Genomic DNA, 22,452 nt, shown 5'->3' with positions numbered 1-22,452 from the left:
TCCAACGTGACCGGCACAACCCGCGGATGGAAGGCCGCATTGAACGCACTGTCACTGCACTACGGCGACCGCATCACCCTCAACTGACAACGATCACCGCCTCACCCACAAAATTCAGGACAGTCCCGCACGCTGGCGCAGGACGTCAGCAGTACGCGGGCAGTGGAGATCGTGGTTCGTCCAGGCCGACGCCGACAGGGCGTGCTGGGCGGCCTGGTCGGGAGGGGATGGCGCTGATGGCGGTGGCGTTCGTTTGATCCACAGTGGGCGATCGTGGCGGCGGGTGCGCGGCGTGTAGCGGCTTGCCGCGCTTGCTTGGGTGGACGGTTAGCGGGGACGGACGAGGCCAGTTTCGTAGGCGATGATGACGAGCTGAGCCCGGTCACGAGCTTGGAGCTTGGCAAGCAGGTGGCCGATGTGGGTCTTGACGGTGGCCAGGCTCAGCTGCAGGTGCTCTGCGAGCTCCGCGTTCGACAGACCACGAGCGATGAGTGTCAGCACCTCGCGTTCGCGTTCAGTAACGCCGTCGAGTTCCCGGGCGAACTGCTGGGACGGCTCAGGTCGGCGAGCAAACTCGGCGATCAGCCGTCTGGTGACCGTGGGCGCTAGCAACGCCTCGCCCGCGGCGACCACGCGGATGGCGGTCAGGAGATCGCCAGGTGGTGTGTCCTTGAGGAGGAATCCGCTCGCGCCCGCGCGCAACGCCGAATAGACATAGGCGTCCAGGTCGAACGTCGTCAGGATGAGCACGCGGACGTCAGCGGTCTCGGGCGAGCCACAGATGCGGCGGGTGGCCTCAATACCGTCCATCTCCGGCATCCGCACGTCCATCAGGACAACGTCCGGGTGCTCCTTGACGGCAAGCTCACATGCCTCGGCGCCGGTCCCCGCCTCGCCGACGACCTCAAGGCCAGGAGCGGTGTCCACCAGGACGCGGAAGCTGCCGCGCAGTAGTGCCTGGTCGTCGGCTACCAAGACCCGCACTGGGGCGTCTTTCGTCCGCGGCGGTGGTCCGGTCACGCTCACCTCTCCGTGGGGTTGTAGGGCAGGCGTGCCGACACTCCGAAGCCGCCTTCGGGGCGCGGTCCGGCACTGAAGTCCCCGCCGTACATCATCACTCGTTCCCGCATGCCGATCAGACCGTGGCCCTCCCCCAGCCCGGGGACCCGGGGCAGAACGCGAGTGCCGGGGCCGTCGTCGGTCACCGTGATCCGCACTTCGTGCTCGTCAGCCCACACCGAGACCTGGCAGCGCGCGGGAGCGGCGTGCTTCACGACGTTCGTCAACGCCTCTTGAACGATGCGGTACGCCGAGAGTGCCACTCCTTCGGGTAGGGCAACGGCCTGCAGGTCGAGTGCGACCCGTACGCCCGCCATCGCTGCACGGTCCACGAGGGTGGGCAGTGCGGCAAGGCCAGGTGCCGGTGCCAGCGGCACGTCCTGCCAGAGGTTTGGTACCGCGGGAAGGCCAACCTCACCAACGCGCATGGCTTCAGCCCTCGAACTGTGCTGTGGCCCGGTCGCGTCGGTCTCATACGCGTCCGCCACCGCGTCACTCCACCCAGTTGATGCGACGTCCCCCTGGGCGGTCTGTGCTTTGTCCGGCCGTTGAGTCGGCGCGCAGCCCTCTTGGCGGGCCGATCCCTCGCAGTCCCGATGGGGTGTCACATCCGAGCCGCCTGGAGCGTCTGCCGCATGCATACGGTCGGAATGCACGTTGCGAAGCCGCTCAATCGGGCCATCGTCTGTCTGGCTGGCCAATCCATCCCGATTGTCGGAGCCTTGCGGGGTGGATACGCCCTGTGCTCGAGGAGGCGGGGTGTTGTGAAGCTGCCGGGCCGGAGCACGGTCCGCTTCGCCGGTCGAGCCCGTGTCGCCCAACTCAGACATCACATCGGAGCCCTGCGAAGGGAACGCACTGTGCACTCCCGCGAGCCGGATGTCGCGAGACTGCTGGACGGCGCCCTTGTCCGCTCCGCTGGATGACCCCTCGTTGCCCAGCTCGGACGTTGCCTCGGAGCCCTCTGAGGGGAATGCGGAACGTCCTTGCGGGGGCTGGGCACCGTGACCTTGCCCAGCGGCGCTCTTATCCGCTTCGCTGGGCCGGTCCTGGGGGTCCTGCTCAAACGCCACATCGGACGGCTGTGAAGAAGATGCGCTCTGGGCTTGGGCGGGCTGGGTGGTGTGGGACTCCTGGCTGGGAGGGGTGGCCTTGCGCTGGGCGGGGTGTGCTTGCTTGGGCTGGCGTGGATCGGTGTCGGGTTTGCGGTCGTGGGTGTATGAGGCGAAGGTCCTGCTGTGGGGAGCGCCGGGAGTGGGTTTGGCGGCTTGTGGTGTGGGGTCGTTGTAGTCCGGCGGCGCGGGGAAGCCGTAGTCCATGCCGGTACGGAGGACGCCCAGGAGCTGGCGCATCTCCGTTAGCGCTGCCCGGCTGGTGGCCTCGATGACACGGAGGGCATCGCGGGCCTCGTCGGGGCGGGCTTCGGCTACGTGGTTGGCCACTCCGGCCTTGACGACGATGAGGCTCATGCTGTGCGCGACGACGTCGTGGAGTTCGCGGGCGATGCGGATGCGTTCGTCGGTCACGGCTCGGTCGGCCAGCTGGGCGGCCGAGCGCTGCGCGTAGGCCCGGCGCTCACGGAGTGCGCGGCCGAGGGTCCAGGCGCCGCCCATGATGGCGGATCCCATGATCACGCCGCCGGCTCCCTCGGCGGCCCAGCCGTTCGGCCCCACGGTCGCTCCGAACACCAGCGACAGAACGCTCAGCACGCCGATCGCCGATGTCGGGATCCAGCGGCGGCGGGGCTGGGTGAGGGCGACCAGGTAGAGCGCGAAGGCCGATGCCACGAACCAGTCGCTGGGCATGTCCAGAACGATCGACAGCACCGACATCGCCAGCGTCACGCCGAACACCGGCAACGGCCACAGGCGCCGGACAGCCAGGGGCAGCCCGTTCACGGCGACGATCAGGCACTCGGCCCAAAGCGGTACGGCGGCCGGCCCCTGGCGGGCGGTGAAGCCCATGACCACGAACGTGTACGCCAGCGCCGCCAGGGCGTCCAGCCCCATCAGCCGCCGCCGGTCGAGCCGGCGGACGACGAAGGAGCGCAACTCTTCGTCCACGGATCCGACGGTATCCACCCAGGTCCGGGGCCGCCTCCGGCCGGGGGACGTCATACCTGGGTCTGAGCCCGCCCGGTGGTCCTCGAGCTGTCTCCGACCTGGGGGCGAAGGCTCGTTCCCGTCCCCGCTCCGATGTGCCGGAACGCCCCGTACACCACGGTTGAACGCGTGATCGAAGTACGTGAGCTGACCAAGAGTTATGGACGGACCGTCGCAGTCGACGGCCTTTCCTTCCAAGTGAAACCGGGGTCCGTGACAGGCTTCCTCGGGCCGAACGGCGCGGGCAAATCCACGACGATGCGGATCCTGCTGGGCCTGGACGCCGCCTCATCGGGTGAGGCGCTGGTCAACGGCGGGCGCTACGCCAGGCTGCGGCATCCCATGTACGAGGTGGGAGCGCTGCTGGACGCGAACGCCGTGCACAGCGGAAGGTCCGCGTTCGACCATCTCAGGTGCCTGGCGCGGAGCAACCGGATCGGTACGCGGCGGGTCGCGGAGGTGCTGGAGCAGGTAGGCCTGGCCGGGGTCGCCCGCAAGCGAGCCGGGGGGTTCTCGCTCGGCATGAAGCAGCGCCTCGGGATCGCGGCGGCACTCCTCGGAGATCCGGGCGTGCTGATGTTCGATGAGCCGGTCAACGGCCTGGACCCGGACGGGGTCCGCTGGATACGTGAACTGATGCGTTCGCTGGCCGCCGAGGGCCGCACCGTACTGATCTCCAGCCATCTGATGAGCGAGATGGAGCTCACCGCCGACCGCCTGGTCATCATCGGCCGGGGCCGCCTCATCGCCGACACGTCGGTCCGCGAGCTCGCCGACCGTTTCCGGCGAGGCGTGATCGTTCGTTCGCCACGGTCGGCGGATCTCACTGCGGCGCTCGCGACTGCCGGCGCCACAGTGGACGCCATGGCCGGCGGGGCGCTCTCAGTGCAGGGGCTCGCCGTGGATGAGATCGGCGATTTGGCCGCTGCGCGGGGAATTCCTCTGTACGAGGTCACGCCGCACACCGCCACCTTGGAAGAGGCCTACATGGAGCTGACCTCCGACAGCGTCGACTACCGCGCCGAGAGAACCGCGCGATGACAGATGTGCTCGTCGCTGAATGGCTCAAGCTCCGGACGGCCCGGTCCACGCAATGGATACTCGCGACAGTCGCGGGCTTCGTCACGCTGTGTGCGGTCTGGTCGTTCTACATCGCGCGCTACTGGGACGGGTTGTCGCCAGAGCGGCAGGCCAAACTCCAGGCTGCACCCGCCGAACACCCCTTGGTGCTCACGCTGCCGCTCTGCATGGCGGTGCTCGGCGTTCTCGCCGTCACGTCCGAATACGCGACAGGCATGATCCGATCCAGCCTGGCGGCGGTGCCTCGACGGGGGGTTCTCCTGCTGAGCAAGGCAGCTGCCGTGGGCGGAGTGGCATCGGCAACCGGGCTGCTCAGCGTCGGCGTCGCGTTCGCACTCGGCCGGCTCATCGTCGGCGACCGGGCGATCGCCGACTTCCGTACACCGGTGTCGGACGAGCTGCCGTGGCTGCTCAGCCTGGGACTCTCGGCGGTCGTGGTCGCGCTCGTCGGGCTTGGACTGGGGACAGCGGTCCGTTCGACAGCTGGGGCCGTGACGGGTTTGTGCGTGCTCCTCTTCGTTCTGCCGGGACTGGCGCCGCTCCTGCCGACGCCCTGGGACGAACGGTTCGCGGCGATCCTGCCGTCCAACCTGGCTGAGCAGATCGCCGGCGATGCCGCCGATCCGGTCCTGGGGCCCGTTCCCGCGCTGATGATCCTGCTTGCGTACGCGGTGATCGCTTTGATCGCCGGCCTGATCGTTCTGATGCGGAGGGACTCATGACGAAGGACGTCATCGCGGCGGAGTGGCTCAAGCTGCGGTCGGTTCGTTCCACGTACTTCACGCTCGCGATCCCCGTCGCGTTCCTGGCCATGGCGGCGCTGCTCGCGCTCTACGCCGCGAACAGGTGGGACGGCCTCACCTCCGAGGATCGTGATCACTTCGCCCTCTCGTCCCTGTCCACGCTGAACGCCGACGTCACCGGGGTCTGCCTGGCGGTCCTGGGGGTTCTCGTCGTCACCGGCGAATACCGCACCGGCATGATCCGCACGACTCTGACCGTCGTCCCCAGGCGCGGCTCGCTCCTCCACGCCAAGGCGGCCGTCGTCGGGTCCGTCGCTCTGCTGGCCGGGCTGACGGTCACCCTCGGGACGTTCTTCACGGTCAAGCTGATCATTGGCGACCGGCCGATCCGGGGACAGCCGTCCGGTGTGGTCGCCGAGCTTCCCGAGCTGTTCTCCCGGGGCTCGGCCGTGGCCGTCTACGCCCTGCTCGGCCTCGGCCTCGCGGTCATCCTGCGATCAACGGCCGGTGCGATCGTCTCGGTCTTCATGCTCTGGTACGTGGTCCCCATCATCGCCGCGAACCTCCCCGCGCCGTGGAACGAGCGGGCCGGTTCGTTCATGCTGGGCGGACTGCCGGACCAGGTGATCGGCGGCGACAACGAGAACTCCATCTACGGCTCCGTCCTCCCTCCGCCCATCGCCCTGCTCGTCCTCATCGCGTACGCGGCACTGCCACTCACGTCCGCCGCCATACTCCTTAACCGCCGGGACGCCTAAACCAGGAGAGTGACGCCTAAGCCGGACTTTGGACCACCCGCACCACGAACGGCGCGTCCCGAGCTCGGGACGCGCCGTTCTGTAAGAAGCGCGCCATTTGGTAGGGAAGCACGACTTCGGTTAGGCGAGCGCGGTGTTCGCCTAGCGGCGGGCGGGGTCAGCCGGCGCGTAGGTAGGCGGCGCGGACGGCCAGGCGGTCTCGGAGGAGCTGGATGGATTCGGACAGGGTCGGTGCGGCGGCCTGCGCGCGCAGGCGCCGACCGTTCAGGTCTACGACGGCTTGGGCGAGGGCGGGGCGCGGAAGTGACGGGTCGTCGACGACGCTCAGGGTCACCTGGGCCACCGTCACAACTCCTCGGACCTCCGACAGCACGGCCCGGACAGCTCGGTCCGCTGCCTCACGATCTGCATCGGACACGTCACCCGAAGTCAGAAAACGGACCTCAGGGAGCCCACTGTTGTTCGAGTGCATGATTTCCCCCGGATACGCGGTGGTCATCTTTGAACGGGAACGCATGGTCGCTGTTCGGCACATGAGTCCCCAATGAATAAGACTTCGCGGGGATTCCCGGCGTTGACACGGCGTAGACGAGAGCTTCATCACTTAGGGGACGCAGTGCACGGACGCACAAGGGATAGATCATCTGACCGAATGCCGCACAATCGGTCATCTCCGAGTCCACAAGGCAGGCGAGCCACGGCGACCTTCCCGCAGGACAGCCCTGGCTAGAGAGGGGCTCCCGGCGAGAATGACTCCGGAGAGTGACGGCATGTTCTCGTTCCGGAGGAATCACGAGTTCGTCCCGCCACCACGCCAGGATTAGTCGTACAGTTACCTGGCCGGCGCCTCCGGATTTGTGACCACCTGGTCGTTCAGGTCACGAGCGATAACGATCTGACAAGGCCCATACCACGGATGCATCGAGGCACCGAGAGCAATTTTTTCACTCTTCCCAAAAACAGGGTCTGATCCTCTACGATGAGGACCGTTCCTCCGCTTGCGCGGGCCCGTCGACTGGCTGGGTGACCCTTTGCCCCAGGACGCAGCTGCCAACACCCCTCTGGCCGAGGGCGACACCGAGACCGGTCAGTTGATCGACTATCCCCGTCGTGGCGGCCCGACCGTACTGCGCATCCTCCTCGGTTCGCAGCTCCGCAGGCTGCGTGAGGCACACGGCATCTCCACCGAAGAGGCCGGCTACGAGATCCGCGGCTCGCACTCCAAGATCAGCCGGATGGAGCTCGGCAAGGTCGGGTTCAAGGAACGCGACATCGCCGACCTGCTGACCCTGTACGGCGTCGACGACCCGGCCGAGCGCTCGTCACTGCTGGAGCTCGCCCGCGAGGCCAACACGCCCGGCTGGTGGCACCGCTACGGCGACATCCTGCCGAGCTGGTTCGAGGTCTACCTCGGGCTGGAAGAGGCCGCCTCCCTCATCCGCACGTACGAGGTCCAGTTCGTGCCCGGTCTCCTGCAGACCGCCGACTACGCCCGTGCGGTCGTCCGGCTCGGCTTCCCCGAGGCGTCCGACGACGACGTGCAGCGCCGCGTGAACGTCCGGATGACCCGCCAGGAACGCTTCACATCGCCCGGCGCCCCCATGCTCTGGGCCGTCCTCGACGAGGCCGTGCTGCGCCGTCCGCTCGGCGGCGCCACGGTGATGCGCGCCCAGATCGAGCACCTGATCAAGATGGCCGGACTGCCGAACGTGACACTTCAGGTCGTCCCGTTCGGCGCGGGAGGCCACGCGGCCGCCGGCGGCCCGTTCACCATCCTGCGGTTCGCCGAGCCGGGGCTGTCCGACGTCGTCTACCTGGAGCAGCTCACCAGCGCGCTCTACCTCGACAAGCCCGCCGACGTCGACCTCTACATGAAGGCCATGAACAACACCTGCATCACTGCCGCCCGGCCTGATGACACCGTGGCCATCCTCAGCGACATTCTCAGCCAGACCTGATCGCTAGGAGGCGTTGAGCTCCGCTAGGAAGCGTTGAGCTCCGCCAGCGCCCGCCATTCCGCCAACGGCAGTCCGGTGCGGTCCTCGGTGATGACCTGGAGGGCGACATGGTCGGCGCCCGCGTCCAGGTGCTCGTTCGTACGACGGCGGACCGCTTCGACGTCGCCCCAGGCGAAGACCGCGTCCACGAGCCGGTCGGAGCCGCCGTTCGCCAGGTCGGCCTCGTCGAAGTCCAGGCGCAGCAGGTTGCTGGTGTAGTTGGGAAGCCGCAGATAGAGCGCCAGATGCGCACGCGCGGCGGCCCGCGCCTGAGCAGGATCCTCGTCGAGAACGACCTTGACCTCTGGAGCGAGCAGTGGGCCTTGGCCGAGGACCTCCCTGGCTTGCCGCGTGTGCTCGGGGTTCACGAGGTACGGATGGGCTCCGGCAGAGCGGTCCCGGGACGCGGCCAGCATCTTGGGGCCCAAGGCGGCCAGCACCCGCTGGGACGCCGGTGCCCCGGCCGCGTCGAGCCGGTCGAGATAGTCGATCATCGCGCTGTACGGCCGCCGATAGCGATCCCCCACCAGTGGCCCGTGGCTGGCGCCGAGCCCCAAGAGGAAACGTCCGGGATGGTCTATGGCGAGCGCAACCTGTCCTTCGGCAACGGCCTCCGCCTCGTACTGCCAGATGTTGAGAATGCCGGTCGCAACGACCAGCCGCGATGTCGCCTCCAGCAGCGGTACCGCATGGTGCACGCCGGGGCTTGAGCCGAGCCACACCGCGCCGTACCCAAGCTCCTCCAGCTCCGCGGCGGCCTCAGCAATACGCGACCGCGCCGCCGGATCCTCCGAACGAAGCCCGATGCTCCACAACCCCACCCGTCCGATGTCCATCCCGTACCTCCCGACGACGACAACGATGACGACAACCCGGCCGCCCCGCCGCCTATTTCACCCACGTCGGACGGTGCGGCTGGTGCCGCGGAATTCGGCTATGACGGTGGCGTCGGAGCTGCGGCGGACGGTGACGTCGTAGATGCCACTGCGGCCAAAGCGCGTTCGTTCGGTGGCGAAGGCGTCAAGTACATCGCCGTCGTGCGCGGGGGCCACGAAGACGACATCGGCGGCAGCGGCGACGGTCACGGCGTCGTAGGTGTTGCACGCATAGGCGAAGGCGGTGTCGGCCAGGAGGAAGAGATAACCGCCGTGGACGACGCCATGGCCGTTGACCATCGCCTGCGACACGGCCATGCGCGCACGTGCCCGGCCCGGCGCCACGTCGGCGATCTCGATGCCGAGCCGTTGGGCCGCGGTGTCCCGTTCGTACATCGCCTCGGCGCACCGCCGCGCCACCTCCGCTGCGTCGTTCATCCGCTCAGCGTATTGATCGGCAGGAAGGGAAGGATGCATGGAGCGTACATATTCATGAAGGGAACGACGATGTTGTTCGGCAAGGAGCACGTCAAGCGTTACCAGGAGACCGACGGCGCCGAGGGGCACGAGTGGCAGGGCACCACGACCTTGTTGCTCACCACCATCGGGCGGCGCAGCGGCGAGGAGCGCACCACGCCGTTGATCTACCAGAAGAACGGCGACGACCATCTGGTGGTCGCGTCCAAAGGCGGCGCGGACGAGCCGCCCCTCTGGTATCTCAATCTCCAGGCGAACCCCGAGGTGAAAGTCCAGGTGAAGGCTGACAAGTTCACCGCGCGGGCACGGACGGCGACCCCGGAGGAAAAGTCCAAGCTCTGGAAGAAGATGACGGCCGTCTGGCCCGACTACGACAACTATCAGAAGAAGACCGACCGGGAAATTCCCATCGTCATCCTCGAACGCAGCAGCTGATCCGCGGTTCGCTTTCGCCAGGCGCACAGGGGCGTGTACCGTCGGCATGTGAACATTCGTTCGAGCAGCTGAGGTGCCGAGGTGCCGACGTCACAGAACGATCCGCCGCCCCGTCTGCTGAGGCGCTGGGAGATCGGGGACGCCGAGCCGCCGGTCCCGGTCGGAGACGGCCGTTGCTGGCGTGTCGACACCGCCGACGCCTCGTACTTCCTCCGGGAGTACGAGGCGTACGACCGGCGCGCCCTGCTCTTCCGGCACACGGTCACCACCGGGCTCGACGCGGCCGGCCTGCCGGTGCTCGCTCCGGTACCGGCACGCGCCGGCCGCACGCTGGTGACAGCGGGCGGCCTCGGATACGTGCTGCACCCGTGGGTCACCGGGCGCCGGCGGGGCGGTTTGGAGCTGACGTTCGGGCAGTGCGAGCGGCTCGGTGAGCTGCTCGGCGGCCTGCACGCCGCGCTCGACCGGCTGACCGCACCCGTGCAGCAGAGCATGCTGATCTCCACGCCGTGCGCCGCGGACGCCATGGTCGCCGTCGACCAGATGCTCGACGCGCTGCCCGGTGAGGGCAATGACTTCGACGCCCTCACCGAACGCCGCCTGCGCGAACGCCGCGCGCTCCTGAACGAGTTCGCCGACCACCAGCCGCCCGAGATGGAGGTCACCACGGTCGGCCACCTGCACGGCGCCTTCCACGAGGGCAACCTCCGTTACGGCGGATCGGGCAACGTGACCGCCGTCCTGGGCTGGGACTCGCTGACCACCGGCCCGGTCGCGGGTGAGCTTGTGCGCGCGGCTGCCCGGCTGTTCGCCGATGAGGACGAGCGCGGCCTCGACCTCGATCGTGTACGGGCTTTCGTACGCGGTCATCGGGCTGCCTTCCCGCTCGACGCCGGGCAGATCCAGTCGGCCGTCCATCGTGTGTGGTGGGAACGCCTATGCGATGTCGAGCCCCTGCGGGATCGCTACCTGGACCACGACCGAAGGGCCGGACGCGGCCTCCCCGCATCTGACGTGGGCCTGGTCACGTGGTGGTCCGCGAACCTTGAGCTCACGCTCGACCTGTTCGCGACCCCCTACACCGAGCTGCCCGCCGAAAGCCCCGCCTACGGCTGAGCGTCCCCCCGGACTGCCTCCGCCGGAGGCACTCCGCCGGAGGCACTCCGCCAGAGGCACTCCGCCAGAGGTACAGACAGTCACGGCTTGTCAGCGGAGGGCTTCGGATAGGGAACGGATGATTTCGCCTGCCTCCTGCCGGGCCTGGGAACGGTCTTCTGCGGCGGCGATAGCTAGGGCAGCCTCGATGAGGGCGCCGAAGAGGATGCCGGACAGCAGGTCGGGCGAACGACGGCGGATGAGGCCCGCAGCCGTCAGGGACTCGACCTGGGCCCGGATCAAGCCGAGGGCATGGCGTTCCTCGATTTCGCGCCAGCGCGTCCAGCCCAAGGCGATGGGGGCTTGGCGGAGGGCCAGTTCCTGAGTGCGGGGATCGAGGCAGAGGTCGAGATACGCGTCGATCCCCGCCATTGCCTGACTCCAGGCATCGCTCTGGGTCGCGACGGCGGCCACGATCTTGTCGACGATACCGAGTTCGACGTCCTCGAAGACGGCCTCGAAGAGCTCCTGCTTGCTGCGGAAGTGGTGGTAGAGGGCGCCGCGGGTGACGCGCGCCTCGCGGACGACGTCCTCGATCGAGGTGGCGGCGTAGCCGCGTTCGGCGAACAGGTCGGCGCCCGCGTCGAGGAGGGCCTGGCGGGTCGCCTCGGCGTACTCCTCACGGCGGCTCTTGACGGATGGCACGAAGCAAGAGTATTCACATACTAAGGTTATGTTAAATACTACGAGTACGGGAGGTGTCCGGCATGGCACAGAGCACGGCTCTCGGCGAGGCGCATGAGGCACGGCTTCCCCAAGGCGTCATCCGCTATCGGGTCACCGGTCCAGAGGACGGCCCGGTGCTGGTGTTCGTCCACGGCTTCCTGATGAACGGGGATCTGTGGAGGAAGGTCGTCCCGAGGCTGGCCGGCACCTACCGGTGCGTCACCCCCGACTGGCCGGCGGGGGCACACCGGGTGCCGCTCAAGCGGCCGGCCGACTTCTCCCTGCCGGGGATGGCCCAGCTCGTGGCCGACTTCCTCACCGCGCTCGACCTGCGCGGCGTCACGCTGATCGGAAACGACTCGGGCGGGGCGGTCGTCCAGCGCACCGCGGTCGACCATCCCGAACGCCTCGCGCGCATCGTGCTGACGCCGTGCGACGCGTTCGACGTCTTCCCGCCCCGCCCGTTCGGGCTCGTCGTCGCGTCCGCGCACGTGCCGGGGATGCCCTGGCTGTCCCTCCAGGCAATGCGGGTCCGGGCCTTCCGGCGGCTGCCCATCGCGTACGGATGGTTCGCGAAGTACCCGATCGACGAGGCGGCGACGCGCTCGTACATCGAGCCCGGCCTGCGCAGCCCCGGCGTCCGGCGGGACATGCGCGACCTGTTGCTGGCCTTCGACCGCGCCTGGACGCGCGACACCGCGGAGCGGCTGCACGAATTCACCGGTCCGGCGCTGGTCGTGCGGGCCGGGGACGACCGGCTGTTTCCGGCCGAGGACGGCCGCCGGCTCGCGGAAGTGCTCACCGACGCGCGCCTGGTCACGATCCCCGACTGCTACACGGCCATCCCCGAGGATCGTCCCGGCGAGCTCGCCGCGACGATCGCTGACTTCCTGGCCGAAACGGCATCTCTACGGCCCACAGAGGGAAGGCTCATGTGACCATTCGAATAAGGACGTTCGAATAGGGACGTTCGCATCAGGAAGCAGGAGATCATGCCTACCGTCGCGCTGCTCGGCACCGGGATCATGGGTGCCCCGATGGCCCGCAACCTCCTCAAGGAGGGCCTCGCGGTCAACGCCTGGAACCGTACGAGGGCCAAGGCGGAGCCTCTCTCGGCCGACGGCGCGGTCGTGTCCGGATCGCCGGCCGAGGCCGTCGAGAACGCGGACATCATCATCACGATGCTGAACGATGGTGACGCCGTTCTCTCGACCATGGAGTCGGCCGTGCCGGCGCTCCGTTCCGGGCAGATCTGGGCACAGATGAGCACGGTGGGCATTGCCGCGATGCACCCTCTTGCCGTGCTGGCGTCCGAGTACGGCCTGACGTTGGTGGACGCTCCCGTTCAAGGCACGAAGCAGCCCGCCGAGGACGGTCAGCTGGTCATCCTGGCCGCCGGTCCCGAGTCGGTGCGTTCCGCACTGGAGCCGGTGTTCGGCGCGGTCGGCCAGAAGACGCTGTGGCTGGGCACCGAGGGCGCCGAGGGCACCGCCACCCGGCTCAAGCTGGCCGGCGTCAACCTCGCCATCTCCATGACGTCGATCATCGGCGAGTCGGTCGCGCTGACCAAGGCCCTGGGTCTCGATCCGGCGCTCTTCCGCGAGCTCATCACCGGGGGCCCGATGGACAACCCCTACCTTCAGGCGAAGCTGAAGGCCATTCTCACCGACGACTTCACGCCGAGCTTCGCCGTGCGCAACGCCGAAAAGGACACGCGGCTGGTCGCCGAGGCGGCCGCCAGGGCAGGCGTCCGGCTGGACATGACCGAAGCGGCGGGAGAACGTTTCCGGCGCGCGCTCGCCCTGGGCCACGGTGACGAGGACATGGCCGCGAGCTACTTCGCCAGTTTCCCGGCTTGAGCCATCCGGCCTCTGTCGCTGAGCCCTGGGGCCTGGCTCTGGGGCTCTTTGCGCGGTGGCGTCACGGGGTCGTGAGTGAGGGGCGGCCGGTGGGGTGCCAGGAGCGTCAGGTGGTGGGGCGCCAGGAGCCGCCCGTCTCGCGTTCGAACGCCGTGCGGGTGGTCACGGTGTCGTAGAAGATGCGCAGGTTGGTGATCAGTCCCTCGTCGTCGAGTTCCAGGATGTCCACGCATTCGAAGCCGGCTGCGGTGCCCGAGGGCAGTGTCCAGTCGAAGTCGAACCAGACGCCGACGAGGCGCTCGCCCTGGGTGACGCCACGGAGGTGGAGTTCGGAGCGGCCGGTGTCGGTGAGCAGTCTGGGGTAGAACTCCGCGGCGGGCGAGGGCCCGTACAGCGGGGAGTGGACGATCGCCTCAGGGTGGAAGAGCGCTAGGACGCCCTCCAGGTCGCCGCGCTCAAGGGCGGCGAGGTAGGTCGCGGCCAGCGTGCGGGCGGTCAAGAGCGCTCCTCGATAAGGGTGGCCAGGCCGTCGAGGAGGCGGTCCAGGCCGAAGGCGCGGGCGTTGTCGTCCAGGGCCGGCGTGGGGCCGCTGAGCGCCTCGCTGAGCTCGGGGAACAGGTCCGCCCGGCTGCGGATCAGTTCGGCCATCTCGCTGCCGCCCGACCAGGCCTGGGTACCGGCCGTGGTCAAGGACTGGGTGTTGCGGACGTGCCCGAAAAGCACGAACGCGGCGGCCATGCGCTCGTCGCCGGTGAGTCCGGTTCCGGCCAGCGCGGCCACCGCGCTCTCGGTCCATCCGGTCTCGCGTGGGCCCATGACGCGGGCGCCCACGGTGACGGTGGGCAGCCAGGGGTGCTGCCGCCAGACCTCGGCGAGCCGCCGGACGAACTCCTCCAGCTTGGCGCGCCAGCCACCGGGCACCTCGCTCAGGTCGGGCGGTTCTCCCACCGCTGTGTCGATCATGATGCTGAGCAGCTCGGACTTGTTCGAGACGTGGCGGTAGAGCGACATCTTGGTGAAGCCGAGATCGGCGGCGACGCGCTGCATGGAGACCGCCTCGATGCCATCTCCGTCGGCGATCGCGATCGCCGACTCGACGATCGCGGACACCGAGAGCGGCATACGCGGTTTCTTCTCCGGCTGGTCGCGGAGATCCCAGAGCGCCTTCATCTCACCAACCTCTTGTCAACCCGACCACGATGTGTCTAGCTTACATCAAGTGTCCGATGGACACATTGCTTCCATCGGAGATTACTCCCCACGCGAAAGGTCAGGTCAGACCATGACGAGCAACGTCACCTCCAGCAGCCTCGGCACCGCCCAGGTTCCGATGACCGGCGACACGACCACCGCCCGCACCCTCCCGATGTGGCGCACCGGCCTGTTCGCCTGCGTCGCCGCCGCCGTGGCCACCACCGTTGCCGCCGCCGTCGCCAGGGGCGCGGGGGTCCCCCTGAAGATCGACGGCGAGGCGATCCCGCTGCTCGGCTTCACCCAGCTGACACTGCTTTTCAGCGCGATCGGCGTGCTGCTGGCCGTGGCGCTGCGCCGCTGGGCCGCGTCACCCAAGCGCATGTTCCTCACGGTCACCATCGCCCTCACCGCGCTGTCGATCGTGCCCGACCTGCTCATCTCGGCGACGGTCTCGACGAGGCTCACCCTGATCGCCACCCACCTCACGGCCGCGCTGATCGTCATCCCGCTGGTCGCCGGCCGCCTGCCCGTCCGCACCCGATAGCGACCGGCCGAGCTGGCCCGCGCAATCGCGGTACTAGCGCGGCAGACAACGTTCGCCTCGTTTGACGGTGTGACACGCCCGTCGGTCTCCCGGATCGGCGGGCGTGGTCGTTTCAGACTGCGGGCATGGGTGAACGGGTGCGAGTGAGTGAGACCGATGACGACGAGGCACAGCGGCTGCTGCGGATCAACCTCGAAGTCCGTGCGGCAATGCCTAGGAGGAAGACCGTGCGGCACTGCCTAGGAGGAGGCGGACTCGGTGACGGGAGGCGGAGAGGAGGTCAGCGGGGCGGGGAGGTGTGCCGTGGCTCCGGCCACCGCCCGGAGGCCCTCGGGACCGCCTGGACGCAGCTCGACGATGGCGCCGTTCGGCACGACGCAGGTGGCGGTGAACGTGCGGAAGGCACGCATGGCGGCGGGGTCCGGGGCGACGGTGCCCGTGAACAGAGACCAGAGGAGCGCCCGCATGAAGATTCCGTGCGTGAAGACCGCGATGAGCCCGTCTTCCGGGCGTTCCGTCAAGCGGGTCACGCATGCACGGGCCCGCGCGATCAGGTCGTGGAAGGACTCGCCGCCGCCACCGTTGACGTAGGCGGGGTCGGAACGGTCCCAGTAGGCATCGGCGAACGGGCGGCGCTCCGCGCCGGTCGTGCTGGGCCCGTGCAGGCTCCCGAGATAGGTGAACTCCTGGACCGGCCACTCCTCGTACGGCACCTCGGGGAAACGCTCCCGGGTCGGCGCGGCGGTCTCGCGCGCCCGGACGAACGAGGAGCTCACGATGAGGTCGGGCGGCTCCGGGAACGAGGCGGCGACTCGTTCCGCCTGGTGACGGCCCAGCCGGGTGAGCGGAGAGGTCCCGGGGCCATTGGTCGGCAAGCCCGCGTTGGACTCGCTCTCGCCGTGCCTGATCAGCCATACGCGCACGAGGGACAGGCTGGCATGCCCGGGCTGTGGCCAACAAGAGAGGATGGCGGGCAGGGAGGTAACCATCATGGAGGTCCTGAGCAGCCGGATCCTGCTGCGCCCTGCGGATCCTGAGCGCAGCCGCCACTTCTACCGCGACGTGCTGGGACTCGCGGTCTACCGTGAGTTCGGACCGCCGGAGTCACCAGGAGTGGTCTTCTTCCTGGGCTCCGGCTTCCTGGAGGTCTCCGGCGGCCACTCCCCCGGCGAGGGCGGCGCGCCGATGATCTGGCTCCAGGTACGCGACGTGCGGGCCGAACACGAACGCCTCGTCGCCGCCGGAGTGACGATCACCCGTGAACCCCGCGAGGAGCCGTGGGGGCTGCTCGAAATGTGGATCAAGGACCCGGAAGGGGTGCGTATCGTGCTGGTCGAGGTCCCCGAAGACCACCCGCTGCGCCGCGATCAGCGCACGCCCTGAGGACCAGCCCACCGCACATCCTGAGACCAGGGAGCACGATGACGTCCCCGCCCGACGCGTATTGGAACCACAACACCCACTACCACCGGCTCGTGCTCAGCTCGGTCCCACGCGGGTGCGGTAAGGCTCTCGACGTCGGCTGCGGTGACGGGCTGCTCGTACGCAAGCTCGCACGGCGCGCGGAACACGTCACCGGCATCGACCGCGCGCCGGAGATGGTCGAGCGGGCGCGCACGCTGAGCGCCGGGCTGGCGAACGTCGACTTCGTCGAGGCCGACTTCCTCGCCTACGACTTGAAGCCCGAGAGCCACGACTTCATCTGCAGCGTGGCGACCATCCACCACATGGACTTCACTGCGGCCATCACCGCCATGTCCAAGGCCCTGCGTCCCGGCGGCAGCCTTGTCGTGATCAGCCTGGCCGGCAACGCCGGGCCCAGGGACCTGGCGTTCGGTGCGGCTGGGCTCCCGGCGCACTACTTCCACAAGTTGCGTAACCGCGCCACGGCGGGTGACCCGGACGCACCGGTCGCCGATCCCACGATGACGTGGGGCGAGGTGCGCGGCGAGGCGTTGCGGCTGCTGCCGGGCGCGGTCTTCCGGCGCCATCTGCTGTGGCGCTACTCGATCGCCTGGCGCAAGCCACGCTGAGCGGCCGGCCAGCCGCGGAGTCAGCCTGCGGAGTCAGCCGGCGCTGTCAGCCCGGCGGTGTCAGCTGCGGTGTCAGCCGGTGGTGCTGCCGGCCTTGCGGCTCGGGGCGTAGACGTTCTCGACGAACCGGGCCAGCTTCTCCTCCGGAAGGTGCTGGGCCAGGTCCGCCTCACTGATCATGCCGACCAGCCGCTTGTTCTCGATGACGGGGACCCGGCGGATCTGGTGGCGTTCCATCATCCGTACGACCGCGTCGGCGTCGTCGGTGGCGCTCACCATGTGCAGCCGCTGCTGGCCGAACTCACCGGCCTTGACCTTCGCGGGGTCCTTGCCCCGCGCGACACAGCCCACCACGATGTCGCGGTCGGTGATGATGCCGTGGAGCTTGTCGTCGTTGCCGCAGATGGGCAGCGAGCCGACATCGAGCTCGCGCATCTTCCGGGCCGCGTCGCGCAGGCTGTCGTCCTCTCCGATGCATTCGGCGCCCGGGTGCATGATGTCGCGTGCCGTGGTCATGAAACCCCCTCCGTTGAAGATCTGGTGTCGATCAGACAATTCCCCCAGCGCGACTTTCTAGGGCAAAGGCCGCGTCACGGAATGCCCCGTTCAAGCAAAGCCTCCCAAGCCACCGACCAGCAGTAAAGCTGGAAATCACTGGAACTGTCTGGAGGCCGCGCTACAGTCTCCGCCATGCCCGCCGCCCCCGACGTGCCGCCCGCCGAGACGTCCGCGGGTGCCGACGCGCTGGAGGCTCGCATCGGTGAGTTGCGCGCGGCGGTCCGCAGGGCGATCGCGAACGGCGACCGGCAGGCCGCGCGGGTGTTGCGGAGCGAGCTGCGCCGGGCCGAGGAGGCCTGGGACGAGGCGGTGCTGGGTTCCGGCCCGGGGGAAGACGTGCGGCGCCCGCTCGTGCCGGTCCGCGACCAGGTCCACCAGGCGCTCACACTCCTCGGCGTGCCCGCCGCGCCCAAACTGATCGGCTCGGTGTACGCAGCGTTCTTCCCCGGCGAGGTTTCCGGGACACGGCTGACGAGCTTGCGCCGCGACGAGGAACGTTCGTTCCGGACGGCACCGTACGCGCGGCCCTACTATCTGTGCCCGGCGCTGACCGCCGACCTGCTCGCCCCTGCCCGCGGCCTGCTCACGGTGAGCACCTGGCCGCAGGCCCAGCGGATCGTCGGCCCGCTCAGCGCCCGCGCCGACTTCCTCAGCGCGGCCGTCCGGGTCGCGGAGCAGGCCGGGCGCGGCCCGGACGACTCCGGTGTGCAGCGGCTCCTGTGGCGTTTCGCGGCCAACATTCCCGGTGCGACGGCGGGGACGGTCGGTACAGTCGATCCGGCGGTGCTGGCCGAGGCCGCCCAGGCGGAGCTGGACGTTCACGTGGAGGCCGACCGCCACCAGCGGGAGCGGGCAGCCGAGCGCGCCCAGGCCCAGCTCGACGACGCCGGACGGCTGTTCGGCAGCCGCCTGCACGCCCTGCGCCGGACCGGCAACGGAAGCGGCAACGGCCCTGACGGAGAGAACAAGCGATGACGCACGACAGCGCACTGGAACGCCTGCGCGGTGGCGCCGAGCCCCGCAACCATGACGCCCGCACGATCGCGGCGCTGACGGCCAACCCCGGTTGCGCCCGGCGTGGGATCATGGACGCCGCAGGGGTGGACAAGGACGCGGTCGCCCGCGTGCTGGGCTTCCCCGCTCCGTTCGGCCAGTCGCAGTTCGCCATCACCCGCGGCAACGCGTTCGAGGCCCAGGTCAAGGCCGACGGCTGCGCCGAGTTGCTCACCCTGCTCCGCGACGGCCTCGGCCTGGACGTGCCCGAAGTCGCCTACGACGACCTCGAGGTGGTCGCCGGCAACGAGGGCCGCGAGCTCCGGCACGCGCGCACGCGGCGGCTGCTCAAACGGGCCCTGAGCAGCGGTGAGGGCACGCTGTTCGACCATCCGCTGCTGCGGCTGGACATCGCCGGGCAACCCGCCTACCTGGAGCCCGACGTCATCGCGTTCCAGCTGGGCGGCCGCTTCCACATCGTCGAGATCAAGTCGTTCGCCGTCATCGACGGTCAGGCCGAGCCCGAACAGGTCGCGGCCGCCGCCCGGCAGTCCGCGGTGTACGTGCTCGCGCTGCGCAGGCTGCTGGGCGAGCTGGGCGAGCCCGCCGAACGCGTGTCACACGAGGTGTTCCTGGTCTGCCCCGAGAACTTCTCCAATCGGCCCTCCGCGACACGGCTCGACGTCCGCCCGCAGCTGGCGGTGGTCGAACGCCAGCTGGCCCGGCTCACCCGCGTTGAGCAGATCGTCGGCGATCTCCCTGACGATCTGACGTTCGAGCTGGAGGCCGAGGAGCTCCCGGACGCGGTGCGCACGGTCGAGGCCCGGTACGCGCCCGAGTGCATGGCGAGCTGCGAGATGGCGTTCTTCTGCCGGGACGAGGCACGCGCGTGCGGCGGCACCGGTGTGCTCGGCAAGGCGGTCCGCGACGACCTCGGCGGTGTCGACTCGATCGGCACCGCGCTGGCGCTCGCCGATGGTTCGCTCGACCCGTCGCCCGATCTCGCTGAGACCGCCGAACGGCTCCGTACCGCCGCCCGCCTGCGCCGGGAGAGCCTCACCGCATGAGTGTGCTCTCTTCGCTGGCACAGCTGGAGGCCGTCGCCACCGGCCGGGCACAGCCGCTCGCCACAGTGCGGCACTGCCACGTCACCGCTGAGCCGCTGGTCATGGTCCCGCTCAAGCTCGCCGGGGAGGCGGCGGCGCCGCTCGCGGTCATGCTGGGCACCGAGCGCGCCGAGCCGACCCTGCTCGTGGTGCCGCAGCCGCGCAATCGCGATCTGCGGTTCGCGTTCGCGGCCGACCTGGCCAAGCTCGTACTGGAGTACATCGAGTCGAGCCGCGGTGCGACCGAGGAACTGCCGCCAGGGAAGGACGGCGAGGAACGTGTCAGGTACGGGGACGCGCCGCAACTTCTGGTGCCCAACCGCGCCGGCGTCGGGTTCCTGCGGATGCTGGGGCGCTCGACGCGGTTCCGGCGCACCGACGGGCCCTACGCGGTGGATCCCGCGGTGCCGAGGCTCGGCCGCTGGCTGACGTGGTTCGCCGACCGGCACGACAAGCCGGGTGCGTGCCTGCTCATGACGATGACCGAGACGCTGCGGCTGCACTGGGCCACCGGTCAGAGCTCGCTGGAGGACGGCAACCTGGCCGCGCTGCTCGGCTGGATCGATCCGCCGGACGGGCTGGACGGGCCCGCGGCCGCCGCCCGCGCCGAGGATCCGGTGACCTGCCCGCCCGCCGGACCGGCCACCGATCCCACGTTCGACAACGAGGTGCTCGCTCCTGCGATCGCCGCGTTCGACCAGTCGGGTGACGACCGTGCGGAGGAACGGGTCCGCTCCGTCCTGGACGGCCAGCTCAGGCCGACGTGGGAGCTCATGTGGGACGCGATCGGGCTGCTGCGGGCCCTGCCGGAGGGCGCGAGCGTCGCGGCACGCTGGGAACGCGACCGCGACTCGTTCACCTGGTACCACTCGACGTTCGACGAGGGCCACCCGCAGGCCCGCCGCGATCCCGCCGTCCGGGCCGCGCGCCGCCTGCACGACCTGGAACGCGCGCAGGACGCCTATGACGCGCAGCGGGCGTTCGACGACCCCTTGGTCATGGCCGAGCACCGGCTGGCGGGACAGGCGTTCGGCGGCGTCGTCACCGAGAGCGAACCGACCCGGCTGGACGAGTCGGGCAAGCGTCCCAAGCTCCGCCCGCACCTCCGCGTCGCCACCGAGGACCCGCTCCAGCTGGACGTCGGCACGACCGTCTGCGACGCCGCCCGGCCCTCGCTCAAGGGGAAGATCATCGAGTTCGGCGCGGCCGGCGAGGTGCTGCTGGAGCTGACCGGCGGCATGGGCCGCAAGCTGGTCCCCGAGCCAGGGGTCGTGCCGGAGCCCGGCCAGCGGGTGTGCTTCACCTCGCTCGGCACCGGGTCGTGGGGCGCGGCGAAGTTTCCCGAACGGGAGGACACGCCGTGGACCCACGGCGGGCCACCTGAGGACTACGTGCCGACGGACGAGGACGCGGCGGAGGAGTGGTCATGATCGATACAACGGCAGCGCCGGGCCCGGCGCGCACGGACCTGGACCCGTCCGTGGCGGCGAAGCAGGTGGTCGATGCCGTGCTCGCCGACCTGCACGGCGGCCACCGCGGCGTGGTCGTCGACTCGCCGCCCGGCGCGGGCAAGTCCACGCTGGTCGTCCGCGCCGCCGCGCATCTGGCCGCCGCCGGCGACCGCCTGATGATCGTGGCGCAGACCAACGAGCAGGTCGACGACCTGATCGAACGGATCGCGGGCAAGCACCCGGAGGTGAGCCTCGGCCGCCTGTCGGCCTCGACCTACGTGCCGTCCGGGCGCGTCACGGGGCACCCGTCGGTGCGCGTCGCGACGAAGGCCGACGACCTCGCCGACCGGACCGTGGTGATCGCCACGGCGGCCAAGTGGGCGACCCTCACCGAGGGCTCGTGGGCTTGGGCGATCGTGGACGAGGCGTACCAGATGCGCTCGGACATGTTGCTGCGCATCGCGGGCCGCTTCGAGCGGGCGTTGTTCGTGGGCGACCCAGGCCAGCTCGACCCGTTCTCCACGGTCGAGGTCGAACGCTGGGCCGGGCTGTCCTGGGACCCGATGCGCAGCGCCGTCTCGGTACTGCTCGCGCACAACCCCGACCTGCCCGTGCACCGGCTGCCGGTCTCGTGGCGGCTTCCCGCCTCGGCGGCGCCGGTTGTGTCGGACGCGTTCTACCCGTTCACCGGTTTCCGCTCGGGCACCGGGCCGGGCGACCGCCTGCTGGAGTTCGGCGCGGGCGGCATGGGCACCACCTACGACCGTGCGCTGGACGAGGCAGCCGCGAGTGGCTGGGCTCTCTACGAGCTTCCCGCCAGGCATGCGCTTCGTACGGATGGCGAGGCGATCCAGGCGACGGCGGCACTGGCTGTGCGGCTGCTGCAGCGCGGTGGCGTCGCCCACTCGGAGCTCGGCACGTCCCCTGTCGGCGCGGACCGCATCGCCATCGGAGCCGCCCACCGCGACCAGGTCACAGCCATCCGCGCCATGCTCGGCCAACACGGCGCGGGCATCACCGTCGATACGGCCAATCGCCTGCAGGGCCGCGAGTACGACGTGACGGTCGTCCTGCATCCGCTCTCCGGCCGCCGCGACGCGACCGCGTTCCATCTGGAGTCAGGACGGCTGTGCGTCCTCACGTCCCGCCATCGCCACGCGTGCATCGTCGTCGCACGCGCCGGGATCCCCGAGCTGCTGGACGCCCATCCGTCGACCGAGCCGGTGCACCTGGGCGTGCCGGTCAAGTTCCCGGACGGCTGGGAGGCCAACCAGTCCGTCCTCGCCCATCTCGGTGCCCACCGAGTCCGCTCACACCTCTGATGACTGCGCGCGACCAGCGCGGTGGCGGTCCAGCGGCCACTACGC

25 protein-coding genes are annotated in these 22,452 nt (G+C 69.5%); 15 read left to right on the top strand and 10 right to left on the bottom strand.

The features are described 5' to 3' along the window. Positions 1 to 327: 327 nt before the first annotated feature. Together ACH34W_RS52695 and ACH34W_RS52690 are read right to left on the bottom strand one after the other, a co-directional pair. Positions 328 to 984: a response regulator gene (locus ACH34W_RS52695; RefSeq protein ID WP_395968845.1), complete on the bottom strand. Its 657-nt coding sequence runs from the start codon at positions 982 to 984 to the stop codon at positions 328 to 330. Between the two features lie 38 nt (positions 985 to 1,022). Continuing rightward, positions 1,023 to 3,122 carry a sensor histidine kinase gene (locus ACH34W_RS52690; protein ID WP_395968844.1) on the bottom strand — a complete coding sequence of 700 codons (2,100 nt, stop codon included), beginning with the start codon at positions 3,120 to 3,122 and terminating at the stop codon, positions 1,023 to 1,025. Between the two features lie 168 nt (positions 3,123 to 3,290). Here ACH34W_RS52690 and ACH34W_RS52685 point away from each other — a divergent pair, with 168 nt between their 5' ends. Genes ACH34W_RS52685 through ACH34W_RS52675 form a run of 3 tightly spaced genes read left to right on the top strand, consistent with a single transcriptional unit; the run spans position 3,291 to position 5,742 of the window. Continuing rightward, a complete protein-coding gene (locus ACH34W_RS52685) occupies positions 3,291 to 4,202 on the top strand; it encodes an ABC transporter ATP-binding protein (RefSeq protein ID WP_395968843.1) in 912 nt (303 codons plus the stop codon). After that, the gene (locus tag ACH34W_RS52680; RefSeq protein WP_395968842.1) at positions 4,199 to 4,963 is read left to right on the top strand and encodes an ABC transporter permease; all 765 of its coding nucleotides are present in this window, start codon (positions 4,199 to 4,201) and stop codon (positions 4,961 to 4,963) included. The genes ACH34W_RS52685 and ACH34W_RS52680 overlap by 4 nt, the downstream gene beginning before the upstream one ends. Continuing rightward, positions 4,960 to 5,742, top strand: a complete 783-nt coding sequence (locus ACH34W_RS52675; RefSeq protein WP_395968841.1) for an ABC transporter permease — start codon at positions 4,960 to 4,962, stop codon at positions 5,740 to 5,742. The genes ACH34W_RS52680 and ACH34W_RS52675 overlap by 4 nt, the downstream gene beginning before the upstream one ends. Before the next feature lie 157 nt (positions 5,743 to 5,899). On the opposite strand, the gene ACH34W_RS52670 is transcribed toward ACH34W_RS52675, so the two are convergent. Beyond that, entirely contained in the window at positions 5,900 to 6,085 is a 186-nt protein-coding gene (locus ACH34W_RS52670; RefSeq protein ID WP_395968840.1) for a hypothetical protein, read from the bottom strand. Positions 6,086 to 6,833: 748 nt separating this feature from the next. Here ACH34W_RS52670 and ACH34W_RS52665 point away from each other — a divergent pair. Continuing rightward, the gene (locus ACH34W_RS52665; protein WP_395968847.1) at positions 6,834 to 7,700 is read left to right on the top strand and encodes a helix-turn-helix domain-containing protein; all 867 of its coding nucleotides are present in this window, start codon (positions 6,834 to 6,836) and stop codon (positions 7,698 to 7,700) included. A 23-nt stretch (positions 7,701 to 7,723) separates the two neighbouring features. On the opposite strand, the gene ACH34W_RS52660 is transcribed toward ACH34W_RS52665, so the two are convergent. Both ACH34W_RS52660 and paaI read right to left on the bottom strand, forming a co-directional pair. Beyond that, on the bottom strand, positions 7,724 to 8,575 hold the full coding sequence (locus tag ACH34W_RS52660) for an LLM class F420-dependent oxidoreductase (RefSeq protein ID WP_395968839.1): 852 nt from the start codon (positions 8,573 to 8,575) through the stop codon (positions 7,724 to 7,726). Between the two features lie 57 nt (positions 8,576 to 8,632). After that, positions 8,633 to 9,052, bottom strand: coding sequence for a hydroxyphenylacetyl-CoA thioesterase PaaI (gene paaI, locus ACH34W_RS52655; protein WP_395968838.1), 420 nt, complete (start codon positions 9,050 to 9,052; stop codon positions 8,633 to 8,635). Positions 9,053 to 9,121: 69 nt separating this feature from the next. Here paaI and ACH34W_RS52650 point away from each other — a divergent pair, with 69 nt between their 5' ends. Together ACH34W_RS52650 and ACH34W_RS52645 are read left to right on the top strand one after the other, a co-directional pair. Next, on the top strand, positions 9,122 to 9,526 hold the full coding sequence (locus ACH34W_RS52650) for a nitroreductase family deazaflavin-dependent oxidoreductase (protein WP_395968846.1): 405 nt from the start codon (positions 9,122 to 9,124) through the stop codon (positions 9,524 to 9,526). Positions 9,527 to 9,607: 81 nt separating this feature from the next. Then, positions 9,608 to 10,642, top strand: coding sequence for a phosphotransferase enzyme family protein (locus ACH34W_RS52645; protein WP_395968837.1), 1,035 nt, complete (start codon positions 9,608 to 9,610; stop codon positions 10,640 to 10,642). A 90-nt stretch (positions 10,643 to 10,732) separates the two neighbouring features. Here the strand turns inward: ACH34W_RS52645 and ACH34W_RS52640 are convergent, their stop codons facing one another. Continuing rightward, positions 10,733 to 11,326, bottom strand: coding sequence for a TetR family transcriptional regulator (locus tag ACH34W_RS52640; protein WP_395968836.1), 594 nt, complete (start codon positions 11,324 to 11,326; stop codon positions 10,733 to 10,735). 62 nt (positions 11,327 to 11,388) lie between these two features. On the opposite strand from ACH34W_RS52640, the gene ACH34W_RS52635 reads away from it, so the two are divergent. Both ACH34W_RS52635 and ACH34W_RS52630 read left to right on the top strand, forming a co-directional pair. Next, on the top strand, positions 11,389 to 12,285 hold the full coding sequence (locus ACH34W_RS52635) for an alpha/beta fold hydrolase (RefSeq protein ID WP_395968835.1): 897 nt from the start codon (positions 11,389 to 11,391) through the stop codon (positions 12,283 to 12,285). A gap of 54 nt (positions 12,286 to 12,339) precedes the next feature. Next, entirely contained in the window at positions 12,340 to 13,206 is an 867-nt protein-coding gene (locus ACH34W_RS52630; protein ID WP_395968834.1) for an NAD(P)-dependent oxidoreductase, read from the top strand. Positions 13,207 to 13,312: 106 nt separating this feature from the next. Here ACH34W_RS52630 and ACH34W_RS52625 read toward each other — a convergent pair whose 3' ends face one another. Together ACH34W_RS52625 and ACH34W_RS52620 are read right to left on the bottom strand one after the other, a co-directional pair. Further along, positions 13,313 to 13,705 carry a nuclear transport factor 2 family protein gene (locus tag ACH34W_RS52625; protein WP_395968833.1) on the bottom strand — a complete coding sequence of 131 codons (393 nt, stop codon included), beginning with the start codon at positions 13,703 to 13,705 and terminating at the stop codon, positions 13,313 to 13,315. Further along, complete coding sequence (locus ACH34W_RS52620; RefSeq protein WP_395968832.1) at positions 13,702 to 14,376, bottom strand: TetR/AcrR family transcriptional regulator; 675 nt, start codon at positions 14,374 to 14,376, stop codon at positions 13,702 to 13,704. The genes ACH34W_RS52625 and ACH34W_RS52620 overlap by 4 nt, the downstream gene beginning before the upstream one ends. A gap of 112 nt (positions 14,377 to 14,488) precedes the next feature. Here ACH34W_RS52620 and ACH34W_RS52615 point away from each other — a divergent pair, with 112 nt between their 5' ends. Further along, positions 14,489 to 14,944, top strand: a complete 456-nt coding sequence (locus ACH34W_RS52615; RefSeq protein WP_395968831.1) for a DUF6069 family protein — start codon at positions 14,489 to 14,491, stop codon at positions 14,942 to 14,944. Positions 14,945 to 15,183: 239 nt separating this feature from the next. Here the strand turns inward: ACH34W_RS52615 and ACH34W_RS52610 are convergent, their stop codons facing one another. Beyond that, a complete protein-coding gene (locus tag ACH34W_RS52610) occupies positions 15,184 to 15,867 on the bottom strand; it encodes a histidine phosphatase family protein (RefSeq protein WP_395968830.1) in 684 nt (227 codons plus the stop codon). Between the two features lie 67 nt (positions 15,868 to 15,934). Between ACH34W_RS52610 and ACH34W_RS52605 the strand changes: the two genes are divergently transcribed. Together ACH34W_RS52605 and ACH34W_RS52600 are read left to right on the top strand one after the other, a co-directional pair. Further along, entirely contained in the window at positions 15,935 to 16,327 is a 393-nt protein-coding gene (locus ACH34W_RS52605) for a VOC family protein (RefSeq protein WP_395968829.1), read from the top strand. A gap of 38 nt (positions 16,328 to 16,365) precedes the next feature. Next, complete coding sequence (locus ACH34W_RS52600) at positions 16,366 to 16,977, top strand: class I SAM-dependent methyltransferase (RefSeq protein WP_395968828.1); 612 nt, start codon at positions 16,366 to 16,368, stop codon at positions 16,975 to 16,977. 72 nt (positions 16,978 to 17,049) lie between these two features. Here ACH34W_RS52600 and ACH34W_RS52595 read toward each other — a convergent pair whose 3' ends face one another. Next, on the bottom strand, positions 17,050 to 17,493 hold the full coding sequence (locus ACH34W_RS52595; protein ID WP_395968827.1) for a CBS domain-containing protein: 444 nt from the start codon (positions 17,491 to 17,493) through the stop codon (positions 17,050 to 17,052). Positions 17,494 to 17,667: 174 nt separating this feature from the next. On the opposite strand from ACH34W_RS52595, the gene ACH34W_RS52590 reads away from it, so the two are divergent. The 4 genes from ACH34W_RS52590 to ACH34W_RS52575 are packed head-to-tail and all read left to right on the top strand — an operon-like array spanning position 17,668 to position 22,407. Beyond that, positions 17,668 to 18,510 (top strand): hypothetical protein, encoded by an 843-nt coding sequence (locus tag ACH34W_RS52590; protein ID WP_395968826.1) that lies wholly within the window; start codon positions 17,668 to 17,670, stop codon positions 18,508 to 18,510. Next, entirely contained in the window at positions 18,507 to 19,595 is a 1,089-nt protein-coding gene (locus ACH34W_RS52585; RefSeq protein ID WP_395968825.1) for a hypothetical protein, read from the top strand. Before ACH34W_RS52590 ends, ACH34W_RS52585 begins: the two co-directional genes overlap by 4 nt. Continuing rightward, positions 19,592 to 21,064 carry a hypothetical protein gene (locus tag ACH34W_RS52580; protein WP_395968824.1) on the top strand — a complete coding sequence of 491 codons (1,473 nt, stop codon included), beginning with the start codon at positions 19,592 to 19,594 and terminating at the stop codon, positions 21,062 to 21,064. Before ACH34W_RS52585 ends, ACH34W_RS52580 begins: the two co-directional genes overlap by 4 nt. Further along, positions 21,061 to 22,407, top strand: a complete 1,347-nt coding sequence (locus ACH34W_RS52575) for an AAA domain-containing protein (RefSeq protein WP_395968823.1) — start codon at positions 21,061 to 21,063, stop codon at positions 22,405 to 22,407. The genes ACH34W_RS52580 and ACH34W_RS52575 overlap by 4 nt, the downstream gene beginning before the upstream one ends. Positions 22,408 to 22,452 lie beyond the last annotated feature (45 nt).

The sequence above is a fragment of the Actinomadura sp. 6N118 genome (genome assembly GCF_044326415.1).
Classification (GTDB): domain Bacteria; phylum Actinomycetota; class Actinomycetes; order Streptosporangiales; family Streptosporangiaceae; genus Spirillospora.
The sequence above is the reverse complement of the archived record's forward strand: the minus strand, read 5'-3'. Positions and strand labels throughout refer to the sequence as shown.

What these genes read in the sequence shown, in the direction of transcription:
- ACH34W_RS52680 (WP_395968842.1), top strand. Translation starts at nt 4,199, where the DNA reads ATGACAGATGTGCTCGTCGCTGAATGGCTCAAGCTCCGGACGGCCCGG.
- ACH34W_RS52675 (WP_395968841.1), top strand. Translation starts at nt 4,960, where the DNA reads ATGACGAAGGACGTCATCGCGGCGGAGTGGCTCAAGCTGCGGTCGGTT.
- ACH34W_RS52660 (WP_395968839.1), bottom strand. Translation starts at nt 8,575, where the DNA reads ATGGACATCGGACGGGTGGGGTTGTGGAGCATCGGGCTTCGTTCGGAG.
- paaI (WP_395968838.1), bottom strand. Translation starts at nt 9,052, where the DNA reads ATGAACGACGCAGCGGAGGTGGCGCGGCGGTGCGCCGAGGCGATGTAC.
- ACH34W_RS52650 (WP_395968846.1), top strand. Translation starts at nt 9,122, where the DNA reads ATGTTGTTCGGCAAGGAGCACGTCAAGCGTTACCAGGAGACCGACGGC.
- ACH34W_RS52635 (WP_395968835.1), top strand. Translation starts at nt 11,389, where the DNA reads ATGGCACAGAGCACGGCTCTCGGCGAGGCGCATGAGGCACGGCTTCCC.
- ACH34W_RS52630 (WP_395968834.1), top strand. Translation starts at nt 12,340, where the DNA reads ATGCCTACCGTCGCGCTGCTCGGCACCGGGATCATGGGTGCCCCGATG.
- ACH34W_RS52620 (WP_395968832.1), bottom strand. Translation starts at nt 14,376, where the DNA reads ATGAAGGCGCTCTGGGATCTCCGCGACCAGCCGGAGAAGAAACCGCGT.
- ACH34W_RS52615 (WP_395968831.1), top strand. Translation starts at nt 14,489, where the DNA reads ATGACGAGCAACGTCACCTCCAGCAGCCTCGGCACCGCCCAGGTTCCG.
- ACH34W_RS52605 (WP_395968829.1), top strand. Translation starts at nt 15,935, where the DNA reads ATGGAGGTCCTGAGCAGCCGGATCCTGCTGCGCCCTGCGGATCCTGAG.
- ACH34W_RS52600 (WP_395968828.1), top strand. Translation starts at nt 16,366, where the DNA reads ATGACGTCCCCGCCCGACGCGTATTGGAACCACAACACCCACTACCAC.
- ACH34W_RS52595 (WP_395968827.1), bottom strand. Translation starts at nt 17,493, where the DNA reads ATGACCACGGCACGCGACATCATGCACCCGGGCGCCGAATGCATCGGA.
- ACH34W_RS52590 (WP_395968826.1), top strand. Translation starts at nt 17,668, where the DNA reads ATGCCCGCCGCCCCCGACGTGCCGCCCGCCGAGACGTCCGCGGGTGCC.
- ACH34W_RS52585 (WP_395968825.1), top strand. Translation starts at nt 18,507, where the DNA reads ATGACGCACGACAGCGCACTGGAACGCCTGCGCGGTGGCGCCGAGCCC.
- ACH34W_RS52580 (WP_395968824.1), top strand. Translation starts at nt 19,592, where the DNA reads ATGAGTGTGCTCTCTTCGCTGGCACAGCTGGAGGCCGTCGCCACCGGC.
- ACH34W_RS52575 (WP_395968823.1), top strand. Translation starts at nt 21,061, where the DNA reads ATGATCGATACAACGGCAGCGCCGGGCCCGGCGCGCACGGACCTGGAC.